The organism is Nocardia sp. NPDC003183 (assembly GCF_053590715.1).
Genome location: NZ_JBSFTG010000002.1, coordinates 738,290 through 764,374, shown reverse-complemented (window position 1 = coordinate 764,374; position 26,085 = coordinate 738,290). Strand labels below are relative to the sequence as shown.

At 66.6% G+C, this 26,085-nt stretch carries 22 protein-coding genes; 9 read left to right on the top strand and 13 right to left on the bottom strand.

Annotation, left to right across the window (positions count from 1 at the left end):
- Nucleotides 1-3: 3 nt before the first annotated feature.
- Nucleotides 4-1,119: a DNA cytosine methyltransferase gene (locus tag ACWDXS_RS11255; RefSeq protein ID WP_449964541.1), complete on the bottom strand. Its 1,116-nt coding sequence runs from the start codon at nucleotides 1,117-1,119 to the stop codon at nucleotides 4-6.
- Nucleotides 1,120-1,162: 43 nt separating this feature from the next.
- Complete coding sequence (locus ACWDXS_RS11250; protein WP_449964537.1) at nucleotides 1,163-2,152, bottom strand: DNA cytosine methyltransferase; 990 nt, start codon at nucleotides 2,150-2,152, stop codon at nucleotides 1,163-1,165.
- A gap of 1,200 nt (nucleotides 2,153-3,352) precedes the next feature.
- Between ACWDXS_RS11250 and ACWDXS_RS11245 the strand changes: the two genes are divergently transcribed.
- The 3 genes from ACWDXS_RS11245 (at nucleotide 3,353) to ACWDXS_RS11235 (ending at nucleotide 5,610) form a co-directional block, all read left to right on the top strand.
- Nucleotides 3,353-3,568 carry a hypothetical protein gene (locus ACWDXS_RS11245; RefSeq protein ID WP_056812051.1) on the top strand — a complete coding sequence of 72 codons (216 nt, stop codon included), beginning with the start codon at nucleotides 3,353-3,355 and terminating at the stop codon, nucleotides 3,566-3,568.
- Nucleotides 3,565-4,839, top strand: coding sequence for a hypothetical protein (locus ACWDXS_RS11240; RefSeq protein ID WP_449964533.1), 1,275 nt, complete (start codon nucleotides 3,565-3,567; stop codon nucleotides 4,837-4,839). Before ACWDXS_RS11245 ends, ACWDXS_RS11240 begins: the two co-directional genes overlap by 4 nt.
- A gap of 117 nt (nucleotides 4,840-4,956) precedes the next feature.
- Nucleotides 4,957-5,610, top strand: a complete 654-nt coding sequence (locus ACWDXS_RS11235; protein WP_449964529.1) for a hypothetical protein — start codon at nucleotides 4,957-4,959, stop codon at nucleotides 5,608-5,610.
- On the opposite strand, the gene ACWDXS_RS11230 is transcribed toward ACWDXS_RS11235, so the two are convergent.
- Entirely contained in the window at nucleotides 5,602-6,558 is a 957-nt protein-coding gene (locus tag ACWDXS_RS11230; RefSeq protein ID WP_449964526.1) for a helix-turn-helix transcriptional regulator, read from the bottom strand. The genes ACWDXS_RS11235 and ACWDXS_RS11230 overlap by 9 nt on opposite strands.
- An 89-nt stretch (nucleotides 6,559-6,647) precedes the next feature.
- Here ACWDXS_RS11230 and ACWDXS_RS11225 point away from each other — a divergent pair, with 89 nt between their 5' ends.
- Entirely contained in the window at nucleotides 6,648-7,175 is a 528-nt protein-coding gene (locus ACWDXS_RS11225) for a DinB family protein (protein WP_449964523.1), read from the top strand.
- Here ACWDXS_RS11225 and ACWDXS_RS11220 read toward each other — a convergent pair.
- Complete coding sequence (locus ACWDXS_RS11220; protein ID WP_449964520.1) at nucleotides 7,135-9,624, bottom strand: tetratricopeptide repeat protein; 2,490 nt, start codon at nucleotides 9,622-9,624, stop codon at nucleotides 7,135-7,137. The genes ACWDXS_RS11225 and ACWDXS_RS11220 overlap by 41 nt on opposite strands.
- Nucleotides 9,625-9,800: 176 nt before the next feature.
- On the opposite strand from ACWDXS_RS11220, the gene ACWDXS_RS11215 reads away from it, so the two are divergent.
- Nucleotides 9,801-10,256, top strand: a complete 456-nt coding sequence (locus ACWDXS_RS11215) for a carboxymuconolactone decarboxylase family protein (RefSeq protein ID WP_378992078.1) — start codon at nucleotides 9,801-9,803, stop codon at nucleotides 10,254-10,256.
- 30 nt (nucleotides 10,257-10,286) lie between these two features.
- Entirely contained in the window at nucleotides 10,287-10,748 is a 462-nt protein-coding gene (locus ACWDXS_RS11210) for a nitroreductase family deazaflavin-dependent oxidoreductase (protein WP_378992076.1), read from the top strand.
- Nucleotides 10,749-10,880: 132 nt separating this feature from the next.
- Here ACWDXS_RS11210 and ACWDXS_RS11205 read toward each other — a convergent pair whose 3' ends face one another.
- From ACWDXS_RS11205 to ACWDXS_RS11175, 7 genes are all read right to left on the bottom strand, one after another.
- The gene (locus ACWDXS_RS11205; RefSeq protein WP_449964516.1) at nucleotides 10,881-12,296 is read right to left on the bottom strand and encodes a vWA domain-containing protein; all 1,416 of its coding nucleotides are present in this window, start codon (nucleotides 12,294-12,296) and stop codon (nucleotides 10,881-10,883) included.
- A complete protein-coding gene (locus ACWDXS_RS11200) occupies nucleotides 12,293-13,177 on the bottom strand; it encodes an AAA family ATPase (RefSeq protein ID WP_387442036.1) in 885 nt (294 codons plus the stop codon). The genes ACWDXS_RS11205 and ACWDXS_RS11200 overlap by 4 nt, the downstream gene beginning before the upstream one ends.
- Nucleotides 13,178-13,253: 76 nt before the next feature.
- Nucleotides 13,254-14,612 (bottom strand): DUF2252 domain-containing protein, encoded by a 1,359-nt coding sequence (locus ACWDXS_RS11195; RefSeq protein WP_449964512.1) that lies wholly within the window; start codon nucleotides 14,610-14,612, stop codon nucleotides 13,254-13,256.
- Between the two features lie 146 nt (nucleotides 14,613-14,758).
- Nucleotides 14,759-15,838 (bottom strand): DUF4185 domain-containing protein, encoded by a 1,080-nt coding sequence (locus ACWDXS_RS11190; protein ID WP_449964509.1) that lies wholly within the window; start codon nucleotides 15,836-15,838, stop codon nucleotides 14,759-14,761.
- Nucleotides 15,839-15,996: 158 nt separating this feature from the next.
- Nucleotides 15,997-16,998 (bottom strand): ketol-acid reductoisomerase, encoded by a 1,002-nt coding sequence (gene ilvC / locus ACWDXS_RS11185; RefSeq protein WP_174551969.1) that lies wholly within the window; start codon nucleotides 16,996-16,998, stop codon nucleotides 15,997-15,999.
- Between the two features lie 77 nt (nucleotides 16,999-17,075).
- Nucleotides 17,076-17,579 carry an acetolactate synthase small subunit gene (ilvN, locus tag ACWDXS_RS11180; protein ID WP_019048314.1) on the bottom strand — a complete coding sequence of 168 codons (504 nt, stop codon included), beginning with the start codon at nucleotides 17,577-17,579 and terminating at the stop codon, nucleotides 17,076-17,078.
- Complete coding sequence (locus tag ACWDXS_RS11175) at nucleotides 17,576-19,504, bottom strand: acetolactate synthase large subunit (protein WP_378992061.1); 1,929 nt, start codon at nucleotides 19,502-19,504, stop codon at nucleotides 17,576-17,578. Before ACWDXS_RS11175 ends, ilvN begins: the two co-directional genes overlap by 4 nt.
- A 314-nt stretch (nucleotides 19,505-19,818) precedes the next feature.
- On the opposite strand from ACWDXS_RS11175, the gene ACWDXS_RS11170 reads away from it, so the two are divergent.
- Nucleotides 19,819-20,598 (top strand): PH domain-containing protein, encoded by a 780-nt coding sequence (locus tag ACWDXS_RS11170; RefSeq protein WP_449964505.1) that lies wholly within the window; start codon nucleotides 19,819-19,821, stop codon nucleotides 20,596-20,598.
- Nucleotides 20,599-20,888: 290 nt separating this feature from the next.
- Nucleotides 20,889-22,730: a dihydroxy-acid dehydratase gene (ilvD, locus tag ACWDXS_RS11165; RefSeq protein WP_378992058.1), complete on the top strand. Its 1,842-nt coding sequence runs from the start codon at nucleotides 20,889-20,891 to the stop codon at nucleotides 22,728-22,730.
- A gap of 154 nt (nucleotides 22,731-22,884) precedes the next feature.
- Here ilvD and ACWDXS_RS11160 read toward each other — a convergent pair whose 3' ends face one another.
- Nucleotides 22,885-24,504 (bottom strand): DHA2 family efflux MFS transporter permease subunit, encoded by a 1,620-nt coding sequence (locus ACWDXS_RS11160; protein WP_378997059.1) that lies wholly within the window; start codon nucleotides 24,502-24,504, stop codon nucleotides 22,885-22,887.
- Nucleotides 24,505-24,590: 86 nt separating this feature from the next.
- Between ACWDXS_RS11160 and ACWDXS_RS11155 the strand changes: the two genes are divergently transcribed.
- Nucleotides 24,591-25,085, top strand: a complete 495-nt coding sequence (locus ACWDXS_RS11155) for a MarR family winged helix-turn-helix transcriptional regulator (protein ID WP_378997061.1) — start codon at nucleotides 24,591-24,593, stop codon at nucleotides 25,083-25,085.
- Nucleotides 25,086-25,181: 96 nt separating this feature from the next.
- Here ACWDXS_RS11155 and ACWDXS_RS11150 read toward each other — a convergent pair whose 3' ends face one another.
- Nucleotides 25,182-26,030: a DoxX family protein gene (locus ACWDXS_RS11150; RefSeq protein WP_378997063.1), complete on the bottom strand. Its 849-nt coding sequence runs from the start codon at nucleotides 26,028-26,030 to the stop codon at nucleotides 25,182-25,184.
- Between the last annotated feature and the right edge of the window lie 55 nt (nucleotides 26,031-26,085).

Here is a 26,085-nt window from a genome sequence, read left to right as displayed (position 1 = left end):
CCATCAGCTGAACAGGCGATCCATTCGCTGCAGATGGTCGATCGGCGCCGAGTCTCGGGTGTCGAGCCAGGGGCGATCGACCACCTTTCTGGCGTCTTCGTGGCTCACCTTGAAGCCGAGCGCGGCCGCGAGCACGTGCAATGCCAGAACCGGCGGCACCGCGTTACCGATTTGCTGGGCAACATCCTTGCCCGACCACGGGTAATCCGCCGGGAAGGTTTGTAGCCGACCAGCCTCCTGCAACGTCAGACGGCACAACGGGTTGTCGTCGAGATCGACAACCCTGTTGCGCGACACCTTGCCCGTGACAGTCGCTGAAGGTTGATCGAACCGACGAGTGCCTCGAAGCTTCGGGTCGCCGCCAGTCCCGTAGTTCGAAATAACCTTGAAGGGGCCGCTGCGGCCAAGTGCATCCCCCATCGACTCCCACGGCAGACGCTTCGGGCCGCCTTCAGCTCGGCCAACACCCTTGCGGTATCGGTGATGCGTGGGTTCGGGCAATTCCCGTGCCTCGCCAAGGCTTGCGATGAGGATCGCCCGGCGTCGCGTCTGTGGCACCCCGTACTCCTCAGTGTGCAGAACCCCGCAAACGGCCCGGTAGCCAAAATCCTTGCGTTCCAGAACTTGGGCCATTGCCTGCCAGACAGGTAAGACGGCTTGTACTTGCTCCAGCACGATGAATTTATAGGGATTCTTGGCCTTATGCGCTTCCAGAGCCCAGCGAAGCGGCTCCAGGACCAGGCCTGTTCGCACATCGTCGAGCTGGGAGACCTCGTCTGCCACATCTTCGCCGTCACCCATGCGCCCAACAAAGGACAGCACCTCGTCCAACGCCCTGCGCCCCGCACCGGAACCGGCGACCGTGAACGTCTGGCAGGGCGGCCCACCGGCCAGGATCCACGCTCCGGGCACATCAGCCGGTCCGAAATCCCGTACATCGTGAGGTACGGAATTCAAACCAGCCGATGCTCGCGTCTCGCAGGCGTTCCTATCCCACTCGAACCCGTAGACATCCAGCCCCAACCAACGCGCAGCGACATCGAGCCCCCCGGGGCCAGCGAACAGATCGACGACGTCCGCTGACGGGATAGGTAGCTGTTCGTCGACATCAGGGTGCATGAATCGAGATCTTAGCCGGCGGGCGAACACATGGACACCGCGATCAACCGTTGAGGGTCGCTCGAACTGCCACTCCCAGAGCTCTCGCCAGGGGTGGCGGTGTTGCGTTTCCAAGCTGCCTGTACTGGTTGGTCTTCTTCCCAGCGAACATCCAGTTCGATGGAAAACCCTGCAAGATGGCAACCTGGTCCAGCGTGAGCTTCACCATAGAACTCGCGGGGCCCGATGGATCCCAGGCAAAGCCTGGGCCCGGGTACTCATTTCCCACCGATGATCCGTTGACGGCGAACCGCTGTGCCCAGATCGCCTTCGAGCCAGTCAGTCCTAGGTCGGGGCCGCCGCGGTCATATGACCCGCCGACGATCGTTGGTGCTACCTCATTGGCATAGGCAGCCCACGCGTCCGCGTGCACCCAACCGCCACTGCCCATCGACTGCCTGAGGGCAGTACCTACAGTCAGATGTGGTGACGGTCCGACAGGCCGCAACTCGCTATGGAATCTCGCGACACCGCCGTCCCGGAACGCAATGAGTATTCCGGACGCGCGATCCTGCGGAACGCCGAAATTCATCGCGTTGACAACGAGCCAAGCATATTCATAACCAGCAAATTTGAGGTCCTCATTGATGCTTTCACGAATCGCGAGATACTTCGTGCCCTCCGCGAGGATCGCTACATTCTCGATGAGCACGGCTCTGGGCTGGAGTTCTACGACCAGCTGAACGGTCTTCTTCAACAGTTCGAACTCGATCGAGTTGCTTCGCCCTCGCGACGCCGTCGCAGACGACTTGACTCGTGGCAAACCAGCCGATAGCAAGTCGACATCAACTCGAAGGTCAACCCCGGGTTCGAACTTGAGCAGATCCTGATCTCTGACGTCCCAATTGGGCCTGTTCAGGCTCAGAGTCTGGCACGCAATTTCACGGTCCTCAACAAGAACGACCGGGTCGAACCCCGCCTGCTCGAGCCCCAGCGCAGAACCACCTGCGCCTGCACACAACTCAAGCGATCGCAATCTACTGATTTCCCGCACCTTGCTACCCCTCCACAAGCTTCTCGATCGCACGAAATACGCGAGCAGATCCCTCCCGACCGTGCCAGTGCAACCGTACACGAATTCGGTTGCTGTACAGAAAGATTAACCGGTCGATAGTGCCCTCCAGCAGCACATCAACGGTTGACTCCTTGCTCATGACTAGTCAAATAGGCCCCCCATCCGGTTCTCGATCATGACGGCAGTCACGTCACACTCACCGATCACAACCCCCGACCATCCGCCAGGCAGGTCAATGCCCCGGCTCGACGATCACACGGCGCATGAGCGACTTCCGCACAATAAGTTGCGCCACGCCCTCACTGGGCCGCCCGCTCGAACTCGGCATACTTGACGCCGTGACCGATTGGGTGCCCGTACGGTCCGCCTCCCCCGAGGAGCTCATGGCCAACCTGACGCCGAAGGGTGGGTTCACTCAGGCCGTACTGACAGGCTGGGGTGCGCCCTGACCTCCACCCCAAGGATGGAAAAGGGCTGTGTCAGACCAGGATCGGTGGTCTGAGGATTTGACGACGTTTCTTGGATAGCCGACGGCTATGGTACGGTCGCCGCACAAGTCAGGCCCCGGTGGTGCTACGAACACCGCCGAGGCCCTGGGCGAGAATCTGGTACCAGCAGACTCACCGCCGTAGGCAGGAAGCCTACCGATGATTCTGGCATCTCCGCCAACCTCCCCCCTTGCCGCTGTGCGCCCGGGCGAGTTGTGCGGGTGATGCGCCTTACCCGCGCAGTCGTCGCCCGTCAGAGGGGCCGATGCATCTATTCCGATGACACAGGGTCGGCCGGTAAAGGCGGACTCGGACGGCTCCACCGTGGTTGGTGGCGTGGATACCAGGGCTTCCCTGGGTGTTCCTGACTCTGTGCAGCAACCCAGTCCCGGCCCTTGCCGAGTAATGCCCGGCGGGCGTGCATCACCAAACGACCGTGGCGACGACCGACCGGCGGACCTCGCGTCACGGGTGCATCCGTACCTCGCGGTACCGGGGTACCCCTGCACTCCCTCCGCTCTCCCACTCCCAGCGGGACGGGCAGTCGCGCGTTACCAAATAGTGGTACGTCCGTTCACATGTACCTGGGCTGGGGTTTTCGTTGCCATGCACAGTGATTCGGCGAAGTTCTGGCGCGTGGCGGCGGGAAGGGGGACCCTCGGAGTAGAGGATCGCGTTACCCAGGAGCCGCATGACTGTCAGAAGTGACCGTGAAGGTGGCTTGCCGGAGACATTGCCCGCGCTGGAGCAGTTGCCGGCGGATGAGGCTCGGGATCTGTTCGAGTTGATGAGGGCCGCGAGTACGTTCGAGGCGGCCGCGTTGGACAAGTCCATCGATTCGATGGTCTCCGCGTTGCCGCGGCCGTTGCGCCGGGTGACGAAGAAGATCATGTTCGGCGGCAGATGACGGACCTGACGACGCGGGCGCAGTTGATTCTGCTGGCTCGGACATTGCATGTTCATCCGCAGCGGTTGGATCACCTGCGGTATCTGGGGGCCGATCGGCTGCATGCGTTGCATCAGCAGATCTCGGGGGTGTTGTTCGATCAGCACACGGACACGTTTCGGCGGATCAGCGCGCTGGTGCCGTTCATTCCGTTGACGATCTCGATTCCGCTGGTGCAGAAGCTGGTTCCGCCGATGATGACGGGGCGGGCGGCGGGGTCGGTGGGGTTGGATCATCCGGGCAAGGCGGCGGAGACGTTGACGATGCTCGAGGCGGGGTACGCGGCGGATTGTGCGCCCTATCTCGATCCACGGGCCATCGAGCAGCTGGCCGATCAGATGGCGCCGGGGCCGATCGTCGACATCGTGAACGAGTTGCTGCGGCGGCAGGACTATGTGACAGCCGGTCCGTTCTTGTCCTGTGCGACACCGGAATTGATCGCCGCGGTCGAGGCGGGGGTGCGCGATGACGCGGGGCTGATCTTCTCGGCTGCGTTCTCCTACGACGTCGACGTGCTCAGTGCGGTGGTTCGCCAACTGCTGGATGGGCCGCATCGGCGGGTGCCGCGGATGACGCAGACGGTGTTGGCGGGTTCTCCCGACCTGCAGCATGCTGCGCTGTCGGTGTTTTCCCGGTGCGCGCCCGATGTGATCCGCCGAGTCGGTGACATTCTGTTCGGGAATGCGCGGCCCGGTGATGTCGCGCGGTTGGTGCGCAACGCGCTCGCGCTCGGGGCGGTTCCCGAATTCCTCACGCTGGCTGGGTATCTCACGCCGCTGGGGCTGTGGACGCTGGTCGGCAATCCGGTGTTCAGCGATCCGGATGTCGGGGTGGATCTGGTCGCGCCGATGGATGGGCGCGGCGATGCGGAGAGTTGGCGTGGGTTGTTCACGTTGATGTCGCGGATGGATGACGATGTCAGGAGCGCTGTGGGGTACGCGCTGGCTTTGCTCTCGGAGTCCGCGGTGGCGGAGTTGCCCGCGCGGGCGACCGAAACCGGTTGCTGGCCTGCGTTACTCGATCTGGTGGCGGTTTCCGGGGAGCGGGGGCAGTCGCGGTTCGGGTCGATCTGGGCGCAGTTGGGGCCGGAGCGGCGGGCCTATCTGCACCGGTGCATCACCGAGCTCAGGTACGACTCGCGGTTGGCCGAGATCACCGCACTGGTCGAGCCGGTGGAGGTGGATCTGCTGTTCTATCAGCGGCGGCAGAAGGGGCGCTATCGCAACGGGTGACGCGACATCCGCGTGCGAGTCCGACAAAGTGGGTACCTCGGACATCGACCGTTGATTTCCAGGAGGACCCGTATGTATCCCGCTCCCGCCCAGCGCCCAACCACCGGAGGAACGGCGGTGACCGCGGCGATCCTGGCGTTGCTCGGTGGGTTCGCGGCGTTCGGCGGGGTCGTCATGTACGTGGTGAACACGCTGCGCTTCGACGCGCGGTGGCTCGCGTGGGGGCTCGTGCCGGGATGGGCGTCGATCGTGACGGCGGTGCTGTTGGTGATCGACCTGGTCGCCTCGATCATGCTGGTCTCCGGGGCCATCCTGATCTTCCGCAAGCGCAACCCGGGGCGCGTGCTCGTGGTTCTGGGCTGTCTCGGCGTGATCGGCACGTATGCGCTCGGAGCTCTGTCGACGGTCATCCAGCTCATGGATTACCGGTTTCCGTTGAGTCGGCAGCTGGAAGCGATACTCGGGAATTCCAGCATCGACTCGATACTCGGGGCCGACGTCGACATTCCCTGGGCGGTTTCGCTGCTCATGATGGTGTTTCCGGTGATCACTGTTGTCCTGGCCGTGCTGCCGTCAACGAAACGGTGGTGTCGAGGCGGCGCTGATCGGCGCCCGGCAGGTTGGGCCCCCGGCGCGCCGACGATGCAGCCCTACCCGATGCCCAGACCCGGAATGCCTCCCGCAGGTGGTTACGGTGCACCACAAGGACATTGGCAACAGCCGAACCAGCCACCGCAGGGCGGCTACCGACCGGGTAACCCGCTACGTTGAGCAAGTGAAGCGGGTTCCCCATTCGTGTAACTGCTCGACCAGTTCCGGTGGGCCGAGGACGCGGAAATTCGCTTCTACCTTGCCGAGCACCAGCATCGGCCAGTCGAGGCTGTCGACGGTCATTTCTATGTGGGTGCGGTTGTCGGGGAGGGCGGTGATGGTGCACCAGCGGCCCACTCGGGCGTGGACGTCGGTGGCCGGGGCTGCTATTTCGGCGGTGACGATATAGCCGGAACGGCGGGCGCCGATGGCGTTGTGGACGAAGGTGGCGGCGTCCGGGGCCGGAAGGGTGCGGGGGCGGAAGCGGGCGCCGGTGCTCGCGGAGCCGGTGAGGCGGTCGACCCGGAAGGTGCGCCAGTCGTGGCGGGTGAGGTCGTAAGCGACGAGGTACCAGCGCCGGCCCAGGGAGACGAGACGGTGGGGTTCCACTTCCCTGGTACTGGTGCGGCCGTCCGCGGCGGTGTAGGTGAAGGTCAGGCGTTCTTCGCGACGGCAGGTGAGGGCCAGATCGGTGAGGACGGCGGGGTCCACGTCGGAAAGGGGGACGGCGGTCCAGGCGGTGGATTCGGTCATGGCGCGTAAGGCGTCGACGCGACGGCGTAGGCGGGTGGGCAGGACGGTCACCAATTTGCCGAGTGCGCGGATGGACGGTTCGGCCAGGCCGTCGCCCGCACCCTGGGAACCGGCTTGCAGGCAGACGGTGATGGCGACGGCTTCGTCGTCGTCGAGGACCAGGGGTGGCATGGCCGCGCCCGCGGCCAGCTGATAGCCGCCGTCGACGCCGGGGCGGGCATCGACGGGATAGCCGAGTTCGCGAAGGCGGTCGATGTCGCGGCGCAGGGTGCGGGCCGAAACACGCAGGCGTTCGGACAGTTCCGTGCCGGACCAGGACCGGTGGGTCTGCAGCAGCGACAGCAGTCGGAGGGTGCGTGCGCTCGTATCGGCCATATTCCGAGTATCTCGCAATTGCGGTCAGAAACTGGCCGCAATGGGTTCTACCTTGGGTTTCACAACACCGACAAGCAAAGGATCCGGACATGACCACGAGCACCCAGATCGACACCGAGCGCACCGACATCCTCGAGATGCTCGCCAAGCACCGGCACTTCCTGCGCTTCACTGTCCGCGACCTCACCGACGAGCAGGCGGGTCTGCGCACGACCGTCAGCGAGCTGTGTCTGGGCGGACTGATCAAGCATGTGGCCGCGGTGGAAGCGAATTGGGCGGGCTTCATCCTCAACGGGCCCGCGGAAGCCCCCGACTTCTCCTCGATGACCGAGGAACAGATCGCGCAGTGGGGCGAGATCTTCCGGATGCTGCCGGGCGACACGCTCGAGGGCGTCCTGGCCGAGTACGAGCAGGTGGCCGCACGCACCGACGAGCTCGTGCGCACCCTCCCGGATCTGAACGTGAGTCAGCCCCTGCCGGAGGCCCCGTGGTTCGAGCCCGGCGGACGCTGGACCGCGCGCCGCACGCTGATGCACATCATGACCGAGACCGCCCAGCACTCCGGGCACGCCGACATCATTCGTGAATCGCTGGACGGAGCGAAGTCGATGGGGTGATCTCGGCGAACAGGGACTCGGCCGCCGTACGGTGTTCGGTGGCGGCAGCCGGGTCCGTCGCGTCGAGAACGTCGGCAATGCCCTGGTGGGCTGTCGCCTCCTCGAAGCGGTGTCCCAGTCTCGGTGCCAGGGCCAGGGTTTCGCGGTAGAGGTCGAGGGCTTGCTCGGGAAGTCCTGCGAGGCGGCAGGTTTCGGCGTAGCCGTTGAGGAAGTGGATCTTCCAGTGATCCTCGAAAAGGGCGTCCAAGAGGGCGAAGGCCTCTCGGTGACCGGCGAGGGCTTCGTCGTAGCGACCCATTTCACGCAGGGCGACGCCCCGGCAGTTCAGGCACCAGGCTTCGTTGTGTTTGTGGCCGTCCTCACGAGCGAGGGCCAGGGCCTGGTCGAGGTGGTCCAGAGCTTGCGCGGGTTCGTCTGCCGCGATCGCTACGCCGAGAGTGATCTGGGCCTGCAGCGAGGGGTTGACCGCGGGGATCGCGAGGGCTTCGCGGGCGAGTTGGACGGCTTGTTCGCGATGACCCAATTGGAGCAGGGCCCAGGCTTCGCTGGCGATGGCGTCGGCGGCGCTCGTCGGACAGCCGCCGGTGGTGTAGAGGTCGCGGGCTTGGCGGAACAGTTCCAGTGGTTCTTCGATACTGCCTTCGTCCCAGCGCAATTGGGCGCAGCGCATCGTCAGTTCGGCCCGGGGTAGCGGGTCACCCACTGCGGCCACCAGGGGTGCGGCCGCGGCGTAGGCGGCGGCCGCTTCGGTCATCCGCCCTGCGTTGTATCGGGCGAAACCCAGGTCACTGTGAGCTTCGGCGAGTTGGCGTGGGTCGCCGAGATTCTGTGCGGCGGTGAGGGATTGCTCGAAGAGCGCGTTGAGATGTGTGGTGCCGCACCGGCGGGCGAAGAACGCGCGCATGAAGCGCGGCAATTCGCAGACGTGGGTATCGGCGCCGACTTCGACGGCGGCGTAGAACACGGCCATCAAGTTGGTGTACTCGGAGACGAACCAGAAGAACGCGGCGTCGCGGCCGGGGAACCGCGGCAGATCGGCGGGCGGTGCGCCGGCCGAGACCGGGCGGGTCGGCGACAGGAACGGCATGGCGCCGTCGGCGGCGGCCGCGGTGTGCACGTAGTAGTCGAGGATGCGGTGTAGTGCGCGTTCACGGTCGGCGGGGGTGTCGTGTTCGAAGGTGGCGGTGCGGGCATGCTGGCGGACCAGGTCGTGGAGGCGGTAGCGGCCGTCAGCCGGTTGCTGGACGAGGTGCGCGTCGAGGAGATCCTCGAGCATGGCGCGGGCGCTGCGCAGCGAGACGTCGGCCACGGCGGCGGCGACGTAATCGGTGAACGTGGAGCCGGGGATCAGGCCGAGCAGCCGGAACAGGCGGCGCTGGTCCCGGTTCAGCTGACGAACCGACATGCCGAAGGCGGTGTCGAATTCGCTTGCCCCCTCGGACATCCGCTCCACGAGAATGCCGATCGACCAACCCGGGCGATGACGCAGACGAGCGGCCGCGAGGCGCAACGCCAGCGGGAGATTGCCGCACAGGCGCAGCACTTCGGCGGCCTGCTCGGGTTCCTTGGCGAGCCGTCCGGCGCGTGCGTCACCGCTGGCCCGCACCAGCAGTTCGGCGCTCTCTTCGGGAGTGAGTACGTCGAGGGTCACCGGCGGGACCTCGTCGAGCTCGAGCAACCGGTTGCGGCTGGTGATGATGGCGACCGACTCGCCCGCACCCGGCAACAGGAGGCTGACCTGCGCGGCGTCGGCGACATTGTCGAGCACGACGACAGCGCGCAACCGCGCCAGCTCCGAACGCCAACAGGCGGCGCGCAATTCGACGCCCCCGTCCTGCGGCACCCTTTCCGAAGGGACCTGCAACGCGGCCAGCAGCGCACGGAGGGCGGCGTCGGGGTCGAGCGGCTGACGTCCGTCGGTGAAGCCGTGGAGGTCCAGGTACAGCTGGGCATCTGGGTATTCGGCGGTGAGCTGATGCGCGGCGTGCACGGCCAGTGAGGTCTTCCCGACGCCTGCCATGCCGTCGATGGCGACCACGCGATCGGCACGCACGGCGGCGATCACCTCGGCCAGTGCCTGCTCGCGGCCGGTGAAGTCGGGCACGTCGCGGGGCAGGTCGTTGCGGGGCGGCGGTGGGGCGTCGGCCGGCGGGCTCGGCGGGGCCGGCTGGCGGCTGGTCTTCGGCGGGGCAGGCAGAGGGTTGTTGGCGCGCTCCCAGAGGGGACGCAGCGGGCGCGGGTCACGTTTGACCAGGCGGCACAGCTCGATGACCGCCGGCCACGGCGGGACCGTCTGGCCGCTGAGATAGCGCGAGAGCGAGGACGAGCTCAGGCCGGTGTCGCGGGCCAGGGCGCGCACGCCACGACCGGACAGTTCCTGGATCAGGCGCAGGCGCGAAGCGAGCTCGTCCTGCGGGTACGCCCGTGCCGTCTGCTGTTGCACAACCACCGTATTCCACTCCCGTTGTCCCGGCCTGAACCAGAAATCTCACGACGGACAAGCCGGTGGTCAGGGCCGTTTTCAGCTGTCCCACAGTGTCCCACAGCCATTCTGTTCCAGCGCCGGACGGGCTGTTATTGGGTCACACCGCAAGCAGCGGAGAAACACCGAACAAGGAGAACGACATGCAGTCTCGGATGAAGAACCCCGCCATGGTCCTCACCGACGCGATGGGCCCCATCCAGCAGGTACTCAAGGCCGTGGAGACCGGTGGCGTGGACAGCGAGATCCTGGAGCTGGTGCACCTGCGGGTCAGCCAGATCAACGGGTGCAGCGCCTGCGTGCACGGCGGCACCACCACCGCACGCAAAGCGGGCGTCAGCGAAGACCGCCTCGCCACCGTGGTCGCCTGGCGCGAGACCCCCTTCTTCTCCGAGGAGGAGCGCGCCGCCCTCGAACTCGCCGAGGCCGCTACCCGGCTGGCCGACCGTCCCGACGCGGTCACCGACGAGATCTGGGACAGCGCCGCCAGCTACTTCGACGAGAAGCAGCTCGCCTCGATCGTGCTGATGATCGGCGTCACCAACATGTTCAACCGGCTCAATGCCACCACCCGTCAGATCGCCGGCGCCTGGGGCTGAGGCGCCCCCTCCTCGAAAGGAACAGTGACCATGTCCGCGAATCAGCAAGCGAGCAAGAGTAATTCCCACGGCGGGTTCTCCCGGTGGATGCAGCACCGGATGAACGCGCGCATGAACCGCAAGATCCGGCGCGGCAAGGGCACCTTCATGGGAATGGACGTGCTGATCCTGCACACGGTCGGCCGCCGCAGTGGCCAGCCGCGCGATACCCCGATCAGCTGGTTCCCCGGCGAGGACGACTCCTGGCTGCTGGTCGCCTCGGGCGGCAAGGACGGGCACCCCGACTGGTTCCTCAACCTGATGGGCCATCCCGATCAGGCGACCGTCCAGCTGCCCGACCGCGACCCGGTCGCCGTGACGCCTCGGGTACTCGACGGCGCCGAGCGGGCGACGGCCTGGGACCACATCGCCGCAGCCCAGCCCCGCTACGACAAGTACCAGGCCAAGGCGGGCCGGGAGTACGCGGTCGTGCGGCTGGCGGCCACCGCTTGAACGCTCGTGTCGAAAGCAGAGGGCCTGCCGAGGCGTTTCAGACTTCTCGGCAGGCACGGGGGACCGAGCGCCCCACGAGGACGCCTCGGCGCGACCATCGCCCACAGTCAGCGTCGACCTGGCCGAGCTGAATCAGGCGGGCAGCAGTCTGCCGATCACCTCGGCGAGCTGGGCTACGTTGCGACATTCGTGCATGGTGACGATGTCGGTGTAGTCCTCGGCGGCCGAGTCACCGGTCGACCACGAGCGCGACGGCTCCGGGTTGAGCCAGTAGACGGCCTTCGCTCGCTCGGTGATCGCTTGCAGCGCGGCCAGATTCGGATCGGTGCGGTTGGTGCGGGCGTCGCCGAGGATCAGGACACACGTACGCGGGCCGACAGCGTCGAGATAATGGTCGACGAAGCCCTGGAGGACCTCGCCGTAGTTGCTGGATCCGAACCGGGCGACGCCACCTTCACGGACGATGTCCTGCGCGAAGCCCGGTGACGGCGGCTCACCGGGAGTGAAGTACTGGGTGATCTCGGCACAGGTGTCGACGAAACCGAAGCTGCGGACCTTGCTGAACTGGTCCTGCAGCGCCTGCACCAATTGCAGCGTGAATTCGGCGAAACCGCTGACCGAGCCCGAAACATCGGCCAGCACAACGAGGTCGGGCCGACCGCGCTTGCGGGCCCGCAGCACCGGATCGACCGGGACACCACCGGTGGCCATCGATCGGCGCAGGGTGCGGCGCAGATCGATCTGACCGCGCACCGCCTTCTTGCGACGCACCGCCAGCCGGGAGGCGAGCTTGCGGGCCAGTGGGTGCACCAGGCGGCGCATCTCGGCGAGGTCCTGTTCGCGAGCCCCGAGGAAATCCGTTCGGTCCGCTGAGTTCTCGACGCCGCGCCGGGCGATGTAGTCGGTGCCGCGCAGTTCGGCCGAACGCAGGCGTGCTTCGGTTTGCACATCGGTGCGGAACTGGTCGACGCGGCGACGGGCCTCGATGGTACGCACCGCCGTATCGAACTGCCCCGAGCCACCCATGGTTCGGGCGAGCTGCTCGGAGATCTCATCCGGGCGTAGCGATTTCATCGTCAGGTAGGAGGACCAGCCGGCGCCGGAAGCCTGGGTGACCCGGCCCGCGCTCTCCCCCGCACCGCCGTAGGCGCCGAAGGTGTCGAGTGCTTCGCGGGCCAGCTCGGCAGTGTCCTCACCCTGGACGAGGGTGGCCAGCAGACGCTCGCGCAGGTCCTCGGCGCTCTCGCTCGGGCGCGCGGGTGGCAGCGAGACGCCGAGGAAGTACAGGTCGAAGAGCTGGTCGAAGACCTTGCGTTGGCCATTGCGGCGCAGCAGGCAGGCGGCCAGGCCCGAGCGCAGGACGCGGGGGTCGGTGGTGCCGAGAGCTACCACCGCCGCGGCCGCGTCGATGGTTTCGCTGGGGCCCGCGTGAATGTTGTGCTCGCGCAGCAGAGTGACGAAATCGACGAGCCGAGCGCCCGTGGGGGCGAAGCGCGAATCCGTTGCCGCGACAGGCGCCGAGCTGCCGAGGTGATCGCGGCTCGTCACCGCACACTGCCGTCCGTCTGGTCGTCGAGGCCGAGACGGTCGATGGCCACGCGGTGGTCCGACTGATACTTCAGCAGGACTCCGAGTGTCGAGCGGACCACGCCGCCGGTCAGCGTCCGCGTTCCCAACGCGACCAAAGTTCTTGCCCAGTCGACGGTTTCGGCAATCGAGGGTGCTTTGCGCAGCGAGAGCTGCCGCAGTGCGCTCACCGTCGCCACCACCGGTTCGGCCAGCGACGCATCCAGCTCGGGGACTTTGAGCGCGACGATCGCCTTCTCCAATTCCGCTGTCGGATAGTCGATATGGAGATACAGGCAGCGGCGCTTCAACGCTTCGGACAGGTCGCGGTGAGCGTTGGAGGTGAGGATGACGAAGGGCTTGCGGACGGCGGTGACCGTGCCCAGCTCGGGGATGCTCACCTGGAAGTCGCCGAGGACTTCCAGCAACAGACCCTCGAGCTCCACGTCGGCCTTGTCGAGTTCGTCGATGAGCAGAACCGTGGGGTCGGGGTTGCGGATCGCCGCCAGCAGCGGGCGGGCGAGCAGGAACTCCTCGGTGAAGACGTGGTCGCGGGTGCTGTCCCAGTCCTCGCCGGACGTGGCGGTGATGCGAAGCAGCTGCTTGGCGTGGTTCCACTCGTACAGGGCACGGGCTTCGTCCACGCCCTCGTAGCACTGCAGGCGGATGAGCTCGGCGCTCACCGCGGCGGCGATCGCCTTGGCGAGCTCGGTCTTGCCGACACCGGCGGGACCCTCGATCAGCAGCGGTTTACCGAGGCGATCGGCGAGAAAGACCGCAGTCGCGATATCGAGGGACGGCAGGTAACCGGCGGCCGTCAGCCGGTCGGTCACCTGGTCCACCGAGGAAAAGAAGTTACTCATCGGTAATGAGTGTATCGAGTGTTGCCGAGATGGCGGCGACGCGAGCCCCTGTAGCTCCGACGCCGCCTGTTCGGCCTCAGTACGGGTTGTCGGCCACCTCGACCCGGCCGTCCTTGATCGCGGCCTGTAGCAGGCCGTAGTCGGCTTTGCTCTGATCCGAATACGACATCGCGAAATCGCTCAGAGCCGTGTCGAACTTCTCGCTGCCGCCGATATAGGCGTCGATGGCCAGCGGATCACCGGAGCGACAGTGGGCCCGAGCCAGCACGCCACCGCAGACGGCGCCATAGTTGGACAGTTGCCGGTGGGTCAGATTGTCGATATCGACGGAGCCCTTCATGTCGCGGAACTGACGCCAGTAGTGATGCACGCCCTCGGGGCCGGTGGCCCAGCCGAGGAAGATGTCGCTCGACGCCTGCATCAAGCGCTGACCGGCGACGACGCGATGTCCCTGGTGCTTGTACCGGCTCGCCTTCTGATACGGCGCCAGCACCGACGTGTCGGCCTCCTTCAACTGCAGGAACAGCGGAGCGCCGGACTCCTTGTCCATCAGCAGCGCGATGAAGCACCGGGTGCCGACACTACCGACCCCGACGACCTTCACGGCGGCCTCGACGAAGGTGTAGCGGTTGAGCAGCACGCGCATGTGGTCGGGCAGGGTGCGCCGATATTCGGCGAACAGCGCCGTCACGGTCGCCGCGTCAGGGGTGGTGATGGGTACCAGCAGTGGCGGCTGATTCTTGATCCGCGGAATGCCGTCGGCATCGGGTTCGGTGAGTTTGTCCAGCGCTTGCAGGCTGGTGCGCTTCTTGGCCGAGGCGATCGTCTTCTCCGCCAGCTTGCGGCCCTTCTTCTTCTGGACCAGCTCGAGGACCATGTCGGAGTCGACCCGGTCGTACCAGATCTCGAGACTGTCCTGCTCAGCCATCGCCTCGATGCCCTCGCGATAGCCGCGGGCGGTGGCCTCCGCCGCCGAGGCCGCGTCCTCATCCGAACAGCCGTTGCCCAGCGCCGCGACCGCGACACTGGCGACCAGGCGTTTGACGTCCCACTCGAACGGGCCGGGCAGCGTCTCGTCGAAGTCGTTCACATCGAACACGAGATTGCGTTCAGGAGTGCCGAAGAGCCCGAAGTTCGACAGGTGCGCGTCACCGCACAGTTGCACGGTGAGCCCGGTATCGGGACCGGATCCGAGGTCATTGGCCATGACCGCCGCGGCACCACGCAGAAAGGTGAACGGCGACACCGCCATTCGCGCCATCCGGATCGGCACCAGGCTCGGCACCCGCTTCGCGTTCTGCTTCAGCAGAATCGCCACCGGGTCCTCCCGGCCCGGCTCCGGTTTCCACTCCCCCAACGCGGTACGAGAAACCCGCTTCCGCGCCGCTTTACCGACCTCCGCCGCCTGCCGATCGAAATCCTCAACCGTCGTCATCGAGCAAGTCTCGCGCTACTGGACCACCACGGCAAGGACCAGTGGGTAACCATGCGGTGACAGAGTGCGCCACCACCCAGCAAACACGAACAACTCATCGAGCGAGACTCCCGCTATCGACCGCCGACAGCAAGGGGCGGGTGGCGCTACGGACCAAGGCGCCTGCGCCACTCGTCGACTCGGCGGACGAGCTCCTGCCACCAGGTCCGATGCGGGTCCGGTGGTGGAGTCGGCCAGGGCTCGGGCGTCGGTTCGGGGTCAGGGGCCGGGACGAGCACCTTCCGGCGAATCCCGGTGCAGGTGAATTGGGTCGCCCGATAGGGATTCCCGTTCTGCGCCCACTCGGAGACGATGAGGGTGAACTTGCCGTCTTCGAGCCTGCTGTAGGGGTGTATGTAGCCGCCGTACAGGCGCGCGACGGTGTCGACACCGCGCGACATCCCGGTGATCGGCCGGTGTGTGTGGGTCGTGATCCAGTTCGTGTTGTCGATGCGGTCGCCGACCTTGACGAAGATCGAGTAGTCCCCCGCGTCGAATCCGGAGATCACGGCCCTGTTCTCGACATAACGCAGGCAGATCTCACCGAATTGCCAACCGGGCAGGATCGGCGTGGGCTCACGGTTCCAGGCCCAGTTGTCGCCGTCCCAGCCCCAGCCCTGCCAGGCGTGCGGATCGGACAGTCCGTCGACCGTCGCGCGCCACAGCAGCATGTCCTTGTTCCTGGCCAGGCCGCCGGTGGAGATGATGTGTACCCAGTCGCTGTGCGGGTCCTTGGCCCAGGAGATCATGACCCGCTTGCCGTCGAACGCGCCGCACCAGAACTTCGACCCGCTGCGCGCCCAGGTGACACCGCTGTCGTCGGATGTCCATACCTCGCACCACTTCTCGTTGCCCAGGCCCTGGGTGTACATGACCCACAGGTAGATCCGGCCGTCGACGGTCATCGCGTCGCACGGCAGGACGGTGGAGTACTCGGCGTTGTCGTGCTGGTAGTCCCACAGCTGGCGGCCGTCGGTACCCGGCACGGTGGCCATGACGATCGGCTCGGCGGGGTCGCGTTGAGACGTGCGAGTGATGATGGGGGAACGCCAGTTCCCGATGCCGCCCATCGGTGGGCCGTACGGGCCGTCCCCGGAGAACGAGTCCCCCCAGATGAAGCCGACATCGCCGTCGGGCAGCTCGAACGGAATCGCGAGATCGCCGCCACCGAGGTCAGCCGAAGGCACAGGGTTCAGATCCGTGACGCGAATGACACACCCACCCCGGTCGGCTCGAACCAAAATCGTTGGGCTGGTTTCACTTCCGTCACGCCACCAAGCTACGTCACAATGCCGAAAGGCCCGCTCGCACGTGGCGAACGGGCCCTTCGAGACGCGGTGAAACCTTACGCGGTTTCGGTGATCGGGCGGTCGACCCAGCTCATCAGGCCGCGCAGCTTGGCGCCGGTGACCTCGATGGGGTGCTCGGCGTTCTCCTTGCGCAGACCCTCGAGCTCCTTGTTGCCGCCTTCGACGTTGGCGACGAGGCGCTTGACGAAGGTGCCGTCCTGGATGTCGGTCAGGATCGCCTTCATGCGCTCCTTGGTGCCGGCGTCGATGACGCGCGGGCCCGACAGGTAGCCACCGAACTCGGCGGTGTCGGAGACCGAGTAGTTCATGCGGGCGATGCCGCCCTCGTACATCAGGTCGACGATCAGCTTGAGCTCGTGCAGGACCTCGAAGTAGGCCATCTCGGGGGCGTAGCCCGCCTCGACCATGACCTCGAAACCGATCTTGACCAGTTCCTCGGTGCCACCGCAGAGCACGGCCTGCTCACCGAAGAGGTCGGTCTCGGTCTCTTCCTTGAAGGTGGTCTTGATGACGCCGGCGCGGGTGCCGCCGATGCCCTTGGCGTAGGACAGCGCCAGGGCCTGGCCCTCGCCGGTCGGGTCCTGATCGACAGCGATCAGAGCCGGAACGCCCTTGCCGTCGACGAACTGACGACGCACCAGGTGGCCGGGGCCCTTCGGGGCGACCATCGCGACGGTGACGCCGGCCGGAGCCTTGACGAGACCGAAGTGGATGTTGAGGCCGTGGCCGAAGAACAGCGCGTCGCCGTCCTTCAGGTTGGGCTCGATGTCGTTGGTGAAGATCGACGCCTGCGCGGTGTCGGGCGCGAGCACCATGATCACGTCGGCCCAGGCGGAGACCTCGGCGGGGGTACCGACGGTCAGACCGGCCTCTTCGGCCTTCGGGCGAGACTTCGAACCCTCGGCCAGGCCGACGCGGACGTCGACGCCGGAGTCGCGCAGGCTCAGCGAGTGCGCGTGGCCCTGGCTGCCGTAACCGATCACGGCGACCTTGCGGCCCTGGATGATCGACAGGTCAGCGTCGTCGTCGTAGAACATCTCGACTGCCACTTTGGTTGGTCCCTTCTGAATGAATGCGGTTAGGAAAAGTTATCGCGGAGGTTGCTGAAGGAGGTTCAGCGGGTCGCGGTGATCGATTTGGGGCCGCGGCCGACGGCCACGACACCGGACTGCACGATCTCGCGGATCCCGTACGGCTCGACCATGCGCAGCAGCGCGTCGAGCTTGGAACGGGTGCCGGTCGCCTCGATGGTCAGCGCGTCGGGCGACACGTCGATCACCTTGGCGCGGAACAACTGCACGGCCTCGATCACCTGCGTGCGCACCGACGCGTCGGCCCGCACCTTCACCAGGATCAGCTCGCGGGCCACCGAGGCGTCGGCGTCCTGCTCCACGATCTTGATGACGTTGATCAGCTTGTTGAGCTGCTTGGTGACCTGCTCGAGGGGCAGATCGTCGACGGTCACGACGATCGTCATCCGCGAGATCTCGGGGATCTCGGTGCCACCGACGGCCAGGGATTCGATATTGAAGCCACGGCGCGAGAACAGGCTCGCGACTCGCGCCAGCACGCCCGGCTTGTCCTCGACGAGGACGCTCAGGGTGTGGGTGGTGCTCATTCGTCGTCACCCTTCTCGGAGGTGGCCTGCTCGCGTTCCATCGCCTCGTGGATGACGGCCGGCTCGGAGACCGACTCGTCCTCGTCGAAGAGCGGACGGATGCCGCGGGCGAACATGATCTCGTCGTTGCTGGTGCCCGAGGCGACCATCGGCCACACCTGGGCGTCCTTGCCGACGATGAAGTCGATCACGACCGGACGGTCGGTGATGGCCTGGGCCTGGCGGATCGCGTCCTCGACCTCGGACTCCTTCTCCACCCGGATGCCGACGCAACCCAGCGCCTCGGCCAGCTTCACGAAATCGGGGATGCGCAGGGAATGCGTGCCGAGATCGGTGTTGGAGTAGCGCTGTTCGTAGAACAGGGTCTGCCACTGGCGGACCATGCCCAGGTTGCCGTTGTTGATCAGGGCGACCTTGATCGGCACCCCCTCGATGGCGCAAGTGGCCAGTTCCTGGTTGGTCATCTGGAAGCAGCCGTCACCGTCGACCGCCCAGACTTCCTTGTCCGGCGCGCCCATCTTGGCGCCCATGGCAGCGGGCACCGAGTAGCCCATGGTGCCGAGACCGCCCGAGTTGAGCCAGGTGCGCGGGTTCTCGTACTTGATGAACTGCGCGGCCCACATCTGGTGCTGGCCGACGCCGGCGCAGTAGATGGCCTCGGGGCCCGCGAGACGGCCGAGGGTCTCGATGACGTACTCCGGCGAGACCGAGCCGTCGCTGGGCGTCTTCCAGCCCAGCGGGTAGTTCTCGCGGATGCCGCTGAGGTAGGCCCACCATTCGGTGAGGTTCAGCAGCGGTGCGTCGCCGGCCTGCGGATCGGCCTTGAGGGTTTCGATCAGCTCGACGATCACCTCACGCGCGTCGCCCACGATCGGGACGTCGGCGTGACGGTTCTTGCCGATCTCGGCCGGGTCGATGTCGGCGTGGATGACCTTCGCGTCGGGCGCGAAGGAATCCAGCTGACCGGTGACGCGGTCGTCGAAACGGGCGCCGAGGGTGATCAGCAGGTCCGACTTCTGCAGCGCGGCGACGGCACCGACGGTGCCGTGCATGCCGGGCATGCCCATGTTCAGGGTGTGGCTGTCGGGGAACGCGCCCCGCGCCATCAGCGTGGTGACCACCGGGATGCCGGTGAGTTCGGCCAGCTCGAGCAGTTCCGGCGAGGCGTCGGACTTGATGACGCCACCACCGACGTAGAGCACCGGCTGCTTGGACTCCAGGATCATCCTGGCGGCCTCGCGCACCTGCTTGCCGTGCGGCTTGGTGACCGGGCGGTAGCCGGGCAGACGCATCTCCGGCGGCCACGAGAACGTGGTCTGGGCCTGCAGCGCGTCCTTGGTGATGTCGACCAGGACCGCGCCGGGGCGACCCGAGGCGGCGAGGTAGAACGCCTCGGCCAGGGTGCGCGGGATCTCGGCGGCGTCGGAGACCAGGAAGTTGTGCTTGGTGATCGGCATCGTGATGCCCGAGATGTCGGCTTCCTGGAACGCGTCGGTGCCGACCAGGCTCGACGGCACCTGACCGGTGATCGCCACGATCGGGACCGAGTCCATCTGGGCGTCGGCCAGCGGGGTCACCAGGTTGGTCGCGCCGGGGCCGGATGTGGCCATACACACACCGACCTTGCCCGAGGCCTGCGCGTAACCGGTCGCCGCGTGACCGGCGCCCTGCTCGTGCCGGACCAGGACGTGGCGGACCTTCTTCGAGTCGAACAGCGGGTCGTAGACAGGAAGGACCGCGCCGCCGGGAATGCCGAATACCGTGTCGACGTCGAGCTCTTCGAGGGACCGAACCACCGACTGGGCGCCGGTCACGCGCTCGGGCGCGACCTGGCGGCGGGCGGGGTTGGTCGCCGGGCTACCAGGGGTAGCTGAAGGCGCTGACCTGCGGGCCGATGGCCCGGGTCGTGCGGTTGGTGCACTCACCGTCTTCGTTCCTCACTGTCTCGTTCTGACTCGGACTGACCCGACAGGGCCGCTGGCATTCGCCCGAACACAAAAAAGCCCCCGCCCAGCGCATGGCTGTTCGAGGGTGGCGCGTCGCAAACGCGAGCTGACGTATTGACTAGGTGTCAGGCTCAGCGCTGGACGCGCCGGCCGATTACGAGCTCGTTTCGAATCACGCATACGACGTTAGGCGCGCGTAGTGCGTCGAGTCAAACAGGCTTTCCGCTCCGGTCCCATTCTGTGGGACTCGAGTGGTTGCGTGGGTCCGTGTACCAAGATGCGAGGATAGGAGGGTGTCATCACCGCATCAGTCCGTGCCACCGGCTAAATCGTCCCACACCACCGACGAGGGAACCGATACGGGTCGCCCGTCGCGACCCGGCGGCCTGCGCTCGGCCAGTCCGGGGCGGCTCGCGGCGATCGGCGCGGTGGTGCTGGCCTACCTGGTCTTCATCGTCGTCGGCACGGTGCAGGACTGGTCGCTGGGGGTGCGGATCGGGCTGATCGTGCCCGTCGCGGTGGTCGTCTGGCTGCTGATGCCGCGCCGGACGAACACGCCGACGCCGGGTGTGCACGTGATCGGCGTTCCCCGCCTGGCCTATATCGGCGTACTGGTGCTGGCGTTCTGCGTGTTCTTCCCGTTCGTCGGGTGGCCGGCCGTCCTGTGGCCGCTGCTGCTGGCCCCGGTGATCGCGGTGTGGTGGGTGGTGCGCACGCACACGACCGTGTCCGAGTCCGGGCTGGATCTGAGCTCGATGACCAGCACGAAGCACCTCGACTGGGCGCGGATCAAGGGGATCAGCATTCCCAAGCGCGGCTCTGTGCGCGCCCGGCTCGACGACGAATCCGAGGTGAAGCTGCCTGCCGTCGGTTACGACCGGTTGCGTGAGCTGATCGAAGCGTCCGGCGGGCGCCTGCCCGATGTGTTCGCCGCCGCCGAAGCGGCCGAAGCCGAGCGTCTCGCCGCCGAGCGGGCCGCGGCGAAGGCGGAAGCCGACGCGAAGGCCGAGCCCGAAACTACAGCGTCGGAAGCGAAGGCCGAACCTGACGCGGAGCCGAAGACCGAGCAGTGACCATGGGCACTGTGGGAATGAGCACGTCGGCGCGATCCTTGTACCGGTAAGCTGACGGCGACCGGGCACCCCGCGCCGACGGCACCACCGCGGCGACACCTCACGGAGCGACACTCCCGCCTCGAGCCCCGGTTCCCGCTCCCCCGCACGCCACCACCGGCGCGATGCGACCATCGCTCGCCGGAGTAACGTGAAGGGCTGCCGGACGCACCGCGATCGCGCACGTGCCACGCAGGTCAGCCCCCTGTGCGCACGCTCGCCACGCACCCAGCGACATCACGAGGACTTCCATGCCACCGCTTCGCTCACGCACCACCACCATCGGCCGCAATGCTGCGGGCGCGCGCTCACTCTGGCGCGCGACCGGCATGACCGATTCCGATTTCGGTAAGCCGATCATCGCGATCGCGAACTCCTACACCCAGTTCGTGCCCGGTCACGTGCACCTCAAGAACATGGGCGAGATCGTCGCCGAGGCGGTGGCCGCCGCCGGTGGCATCGCGCGCGAGTTCCACACCATCGCCGTCGACGACGGCATCGCCATGGGTCACGGCGGCATGCTCTACTCGCTGCCCTCGCGCGAGATCATCGCCGACTCCGTGGAGTACATGGCCAACGCCCACACCGCCGACGCGCTGGTGTGTATCTCCAACTGCGACAAGATCACTCCCGGCATGCTCAACGCCGCGATGCGTCTCAACATCCCCGCCGTGTTCGTCTCCGGCGGGCCGATGGAGGCCGGTAAGGCGGTGATCGTCGACGGTGTCGCGCAGGCGCCGCTCGACCTCGTCAGCGCGATCTCCGCGAGTGCGAACCAGGCCGTGTCCGACGAAGGACTGGACGAAGTCGAGCGGTCCGCGTGCCCGACCTGCGGTTCGTGTTCGGGCATGTTCACCGCGAACTCGATGAACTGCCTGACCGAGGCGCTCGGCCTCGCACTGCCGGGCAACGGTTCCACCCTCGCCACCCACTCCGCGCGCCGTGCGCTGTTCGAGCGGGCGGGCACGGTGATCGTCGATATCGCCAAGCGCTGGTACCAGGACGACGACGCCTCGGTGCTGCCCCGAAACGTGGCCAACGCCAAGGCTTTCCGCAACGCGATGGCCCTCGACGTCGCCATGGGCGGCTCGACCAACACCGTGCTGCACACCCTCGCCGCCGCGCAGGAGGGCGAGATCGACTTCGACCTGCAGACCATCGACGACATCAGCCGCAAGGTGCCGTGCCTGTCGAAGGTGTCGCCGAACTCGGATTACCACATGGAAGACGTGCACCGTGCCGGTGGCATCCCGGCCATCCTCGGCGAGCTGCGTCGCGGTGGGCTGCTGGACACCGACGTCACCACCGTGCACACCGCCTCCTTCGAGGAATACCTCGACACCTGGGATGTGCGCTCGGGCAAGGCATCCGAAGAGGCCATCGAGCTCTTCCACGCCGCCCCCGGTGGCGTGCGCACAGTGGAACCGTTCTCCACCAGCAACCGCTGGTCCTCGCTCGACACCGATGCCGCCGGTGGCTGCATCCGCGACGTCGAGAACGCCTACACCGTCGAAGGCGGGCTGTGCGTGCTGCGCGGCAATATCGCTCCCGACGGCGCGATCCTCAAGACCGCGGGCATCGACGAAGACCTGTTCACCTTCGAAGGCCCGGCCGTGGTGGTCGAGTCGCAGGAGGACGCGGTGTCGATGATCCTCGGCAAGAAGATCCAGCCCGGTGACGTGGTCGTCATCCGCTACGAAGGCCCCGCCGGCGGTCCGGGCATGCAGGAGATGCTGCACCCGACCTCGTTCCTCAAGGGTCTCGGTCTCGGCAAGGTGTGCGCGCTGATCACCGACGGCCGCTTCTCCGGCGGCACCTCGGGGCTGTCGATCGGTCACATCTCCCCCGAGGCCGCCTCGGGCGGTGCGATCGGCCTGATCGAGAACGGCGACCGCATCCGCATCGATGTGCACACCCGAGCGCTGGAAGTGCTTGTCTCCGACGAGGTCATGGCCGAGCGCCGCGCGAAAATGGAGGCCTCGGAGCGCCCGTGGCAGCCCGTCAACCGCGACCGCACGGTCACCACCGCCCTGCGTGCCTACGCGGCGCTCGCCACGTCGGCGGACAAGGGTGCCGTTCGTCAGGTGCCGTAGCCGCCCCGCGTATTCAGGCCAGATTCAGGCTCGCCGCCGGTCGTCGATGCGACCGGCGGCGAGCCTGTTATCGGGTAGCCCGATCCCGGCAAGTTACCCATGTTCTTGCGAAATCACGGGTTGCGATTCACGGGCGGGGCGGACTGTCCTGCTGTCAGACGAGCGCGGGTTGTGTTGTCGACGTCGACGACTCGTCGTCGCGGCCGGTTCGGGAGGGAATCAGGGCCGTGGCCACGAGGCCGAGCAGGACGAAGCCCGCGGCCAGGTAGGCGCCGAGGTTGACGCCGGCGGTCATGGCTGATCGACCGGCGGTGGCTACTTCCTGTGTATCCGGTTGGGCGGCAAAGCCTTCGATCGCCGCGCCCGCGCTACCGGTGATGGCGTGCGCGTATTGCTGGGCTTGCGCCGGGGGCGTACCGACCGCGGTGAGATCGTCTTCGACATTCGAGCTCAGCGTGGTGAAGAAGATCGTCGTGAGCAGTGCGATGCCGAGGGCGGAACCCAGTTGGCGGAAGGCGCTTTGGATACCGGACGCCTGGCCGTTGTCGGCTTCGGGGATGTCGGCGAGGACGACGTTGGTCACCTGCGCCGTAGCGAAACCGACGCCGATGCCGTACACACACAGGACCAGCGCGATCGACCACCACGAGCTGTCGGTGGCGGCGAAGAAGCCCAGCGCGGCCAGGCCGACGACCTCCAGCCCCAGACCGAGGCGGACCATGTTCAGCGGCGAGGCCTTCCCTGCCATCCCGAAGCTGGCACCACTGGCGATGAAGCTGCCGATGGCGATCGGCACCAGAGCCAGACCGGACTGCAGGGCGCTGTAACCGAGGGTGAACTGCAGCCACAGCGGGAGCACGGCGACGATGCCGAACTCACCGAGGCCGATGATCAGCGTCGCGATATTGCCGTTGCGGAACGAGGCCAGCGAGAACAGGCTCAAGTCCATCAGCGCCTTGTCGGCATTGCCGCCGCGGCGCAACAGCACCTGCCGGACGACGAACCCGCCCAGCGCCAGCACACTCAGCACGAGCGCGACCAGCACCGGCGACGGCCCGCTCTCCCAGGTGAATCCGGCGATCCCCATCGGATGGACGGTGGTGATCCAGCCGTAGGTGCGGCCCTCGACCAACCCGAAGGCCAGCAGCCCGAGGCCGAGCACCGACAGGATCGAGCCGAGCACATCGAGTCGACCGGCGACCTTCGGTGACGGCGCGATGCACGCCAGCACACCGACCACGATCAGCACAGCCAGGGGCACATTGATGCCGAACGCCCAGCGCCACGACACATGCTCGGCCAGCCAGCCACCGAGCAGCGGACCGAGCGCGGCGGCCGCACCGATCGTGGAACCCCATACCGCGAAGGCCTGACCACGGGCTTTGCCGGTGAAGGTGGCGTTGAGCAGGGCGAGCGAGGTCGGCAGGATCATCGCCGCGCCCGCGCCCTGCAGGAATCGGGCGATGACGAGCAGTCCGCCGTCCGGTGCCAGCCCGGCCAGGATGCTGGTCGCGCCGAACACCACCACACCGGTGACGAACACCCGGCGCGCCCCGACCATGTCCGCTACCCGGCCGACCACCAGCAGCAGCGCCGCGAAGACGATCGCGTAGGACTCCTGAATCCATTGCGCCTCGGTGGAACCCGTGTCCAGGTCTTCGATGATCGACGGGATGATCACGTTCACGATCGTGGTGTCGACCACGATCAGCGCCACGCCGAGGGCAATGGCGATCAAGCCGAGCCATCGACGAAGGGACGACTCTTGACTCATCGCACACTCCTATTTCCATGGTGGAATATTTCCATGGTCAAAGTATATTGAGGGCAATAGGATGTCAAACGATGCGAAAGGAACCTATGAGCCAGTCGGACGCTCGCGCCCAGTACGAACGAATCCACGAAGGAATGCGGGCCTACGGCGCGAGTTACCGGGAACTCGCCCGCCGATTCGCGACCTGGCTCGGGTTGCACTCGACCGATGCCGAGGCCCTGATCGAGATCCTCACCGCCGAGGAACGCGGGACCACACTGTCACCGGCACGGCTCAGCGAACGGATCTCGCTGTCCAACAGCGCCACCACCGCACTGCTGAACCGGCTGGAACAGGCCGGTCATATCGTGCGCAGCCGAGAACACGACGACCGTCGCGTGATCACACTGCGCAGCACACCCAGCATCCACACTCTCGCCAACGATTTCTTCGGCCCACTCGGCACGAAGGTGGAAGAGTCGGTGATGGGGAAATACTCCCCCGAGGAGCTGCGACGATTCGAGTCGTTCCTGGCCGACGTGCACGCCACCATGACCGCCCACCTGACTGAACCCGCACCATCGCGACCACTGATGTCGTGAGAACATCGGCGACTCACCGGGTACCGGCTCACCGAGTTGCCGCGTCATCGACGCACCGCGCCCCCTGGATCTGACCGAAAGACGCGGAAAGTCGGATCAGAAGGGGCCGATGCCTTTCAGGGGATTGCCGCCGTGGAGGAACCAGAAGGTGAGGATGGCGGCGGCGACAGCCAGGACGACGACCCCGAAGGAACCGTAGGAGGGGCGGGTGGCCCAGCCTCGGGTGCGGTCGAAGGACCAGCGGCCGGGGCCGGTGAGGATGATCGCCAGGGCGGAACCGGCCAGGACGGAGTCGAGTTCGACGCCGGTGGGGGTGCCCGCGTTGTACTGGAAGCCGGGGACCATGCCCTGCTTCCACATCCACGCGTTCAGGATCGTGGCCAGGACAGCGCCCGCGGCGAGCGGGGTGGCCAGGCCGATCACCAGGAGGATGCCGCCGCCGAGTTCACCGGCGATCACCAGCGCGGTCGACAGTGACGGGTAGTCCCAGCCGCCGCTTTCCATCATGGTCTTGGTGCCGTCTAGGCCGGGTCCGTGGAACCAGCCGGTCAGCTTCTGCAGACCGTGGTAGATGAAGGTGTAGCCGACCACCAGGCGCAGCACGAACAGGCCGAGGTCCAGGGTGCCGCGGCGAGCCTCGCGGTTGCGGCGCTGCAAGCGGACGGTGCCCGCCGAGGCCGCCGACGCGGGCGGGATCGTCGCGTACCCGTAATCTTCGTCGCCGCCGCCACGACCGGTTTGCGCGGTGCTCGCACCGGGAACCTCATCACCGGGGTCGAGACCGAGATCCTCGTCGGTGCGGGGGATGTCCTTCGGATCCGGCTTGCGCATCTGCGTCGTCGGCGAATCGAACGGGCTGGTCACCGGGCGACCCGCCGCCGACGCGCCCTGCCCGGCCGGTGCCGAACCTTCGGCCTTCGGAGTGTCATTCGACTTGTCGGTCACCGACTCACCTTATGACGTGCCGTCCCGGTGTGCCGCCCTTCCTCGCAACGGGCGT

What these genes read in the sequence shown, in the direction of transcription:
- ACWDXS_RS11230 (WP_449964526.1), bottom strand. Translation starts at nt 6,558, where the DNA reads ATGGCCGATACGAGCGCACGCACCCTCCGACTGCTGTCGCTGCTGCAG.
- ACWDXS_RS11160 (WP_378997059.1), bottom strand. Translation starts at nt 24,504, where the DNA reads ATGAGTCAAGAGTCGTCCCTTCGTCGATGGCTCGGCTTGATCGCCATT.
- ilvN (WP_019048314.1), bottom strand. Translation starts at nt 17,579, where the DNA reads ATGAGCACCACCCACACCCTGAGCGTCCTCGTCGAGGACAAGCCGGGC.
- ACWDXS_RS11155 (WP_378997061.1), top strand. Translation starts at nt 24,591, where the DNA reads ATGAGCCAGTCGGACGCTCGCGCCCAGTACGAACGAATCCACGAAGGA.
- ilvD (WP_378992058.1), top strand. Translation starts at nt 20,889, where the DNA reads ATGCCACCGCTTCGCTCACGCACCACCACCATCGGCCGCAATGCTGCG.
- ilvC (WP_174551969.1), bottom strand. Translation starts at nt 16,998, where the DNA reads ATGTTCTACGACGACGACGCTGACCTGTCGATCATCCAGGGCCGCAAG.
- ACWDXS_RS11210 (WP_378992076.1), top strand. Translation starts at nt 10,287, where the DNA reads ATGTCCGCGAATCAGCAAGCGAGCAAGAGTAATTCCCACGGCGGGTTC.
- ACWDXS_RS11200 (WP_387442036.1), bottom strand. Translation starts at nt 13,177, where the DNA reads ATGAGTAACTTCTTTTCCTCGGTGGACCAGGTGACCGACCGGCTGACG.
- ACWDXS_RS11195 (WP_449964512.1), bottom strand. Translation starts at nt 14,612, where the DNA reads ATGACGACGGTTGAGGATTTCGATCGGCAGGCGGCGGAGGTCGGTAAA.
- ACWDXS_RS11240 (WP_449964533.1), top strand. Translation starts at nt 3,565, where the DNA reads ATGACGGACCTGACGACGCGGGCGCAGTTGATTCTGCTGGCTCGGACA.
- ACWDXS_RS11215 (WP_378992078.1), top strand. Translation starts at nt 9,801, where the DNA reads ATGCAGTCTCGGATGAAGAACCCCGCCATGGTCCTCACCGACGCGATG.
- ACWDXS_RS11225 (WP_449964523.1), top strand. Translation starts at nt 6,648, where the DNA reads ATGACCACGAGCACCCAGATCGACACCGAGCGCACCGACATCCTCGAG.
- ACWDXS_RS11245 (WP_056812051.1), top strand. Translation starts at nt 3,353, where the DNA reads ATGACTGTCAGAAGTGACCGTGAAGGTGGCTTGCCGGAGACATTGCCC.
- ACWDXS_RS11255 (WP_449964541.1), bottom strand. Translation starts at nt 1,119, where the DNA reads ATGCACCCTGATGTCGACGAACAGCTACCTATCCCGTCAGCGGACGTC.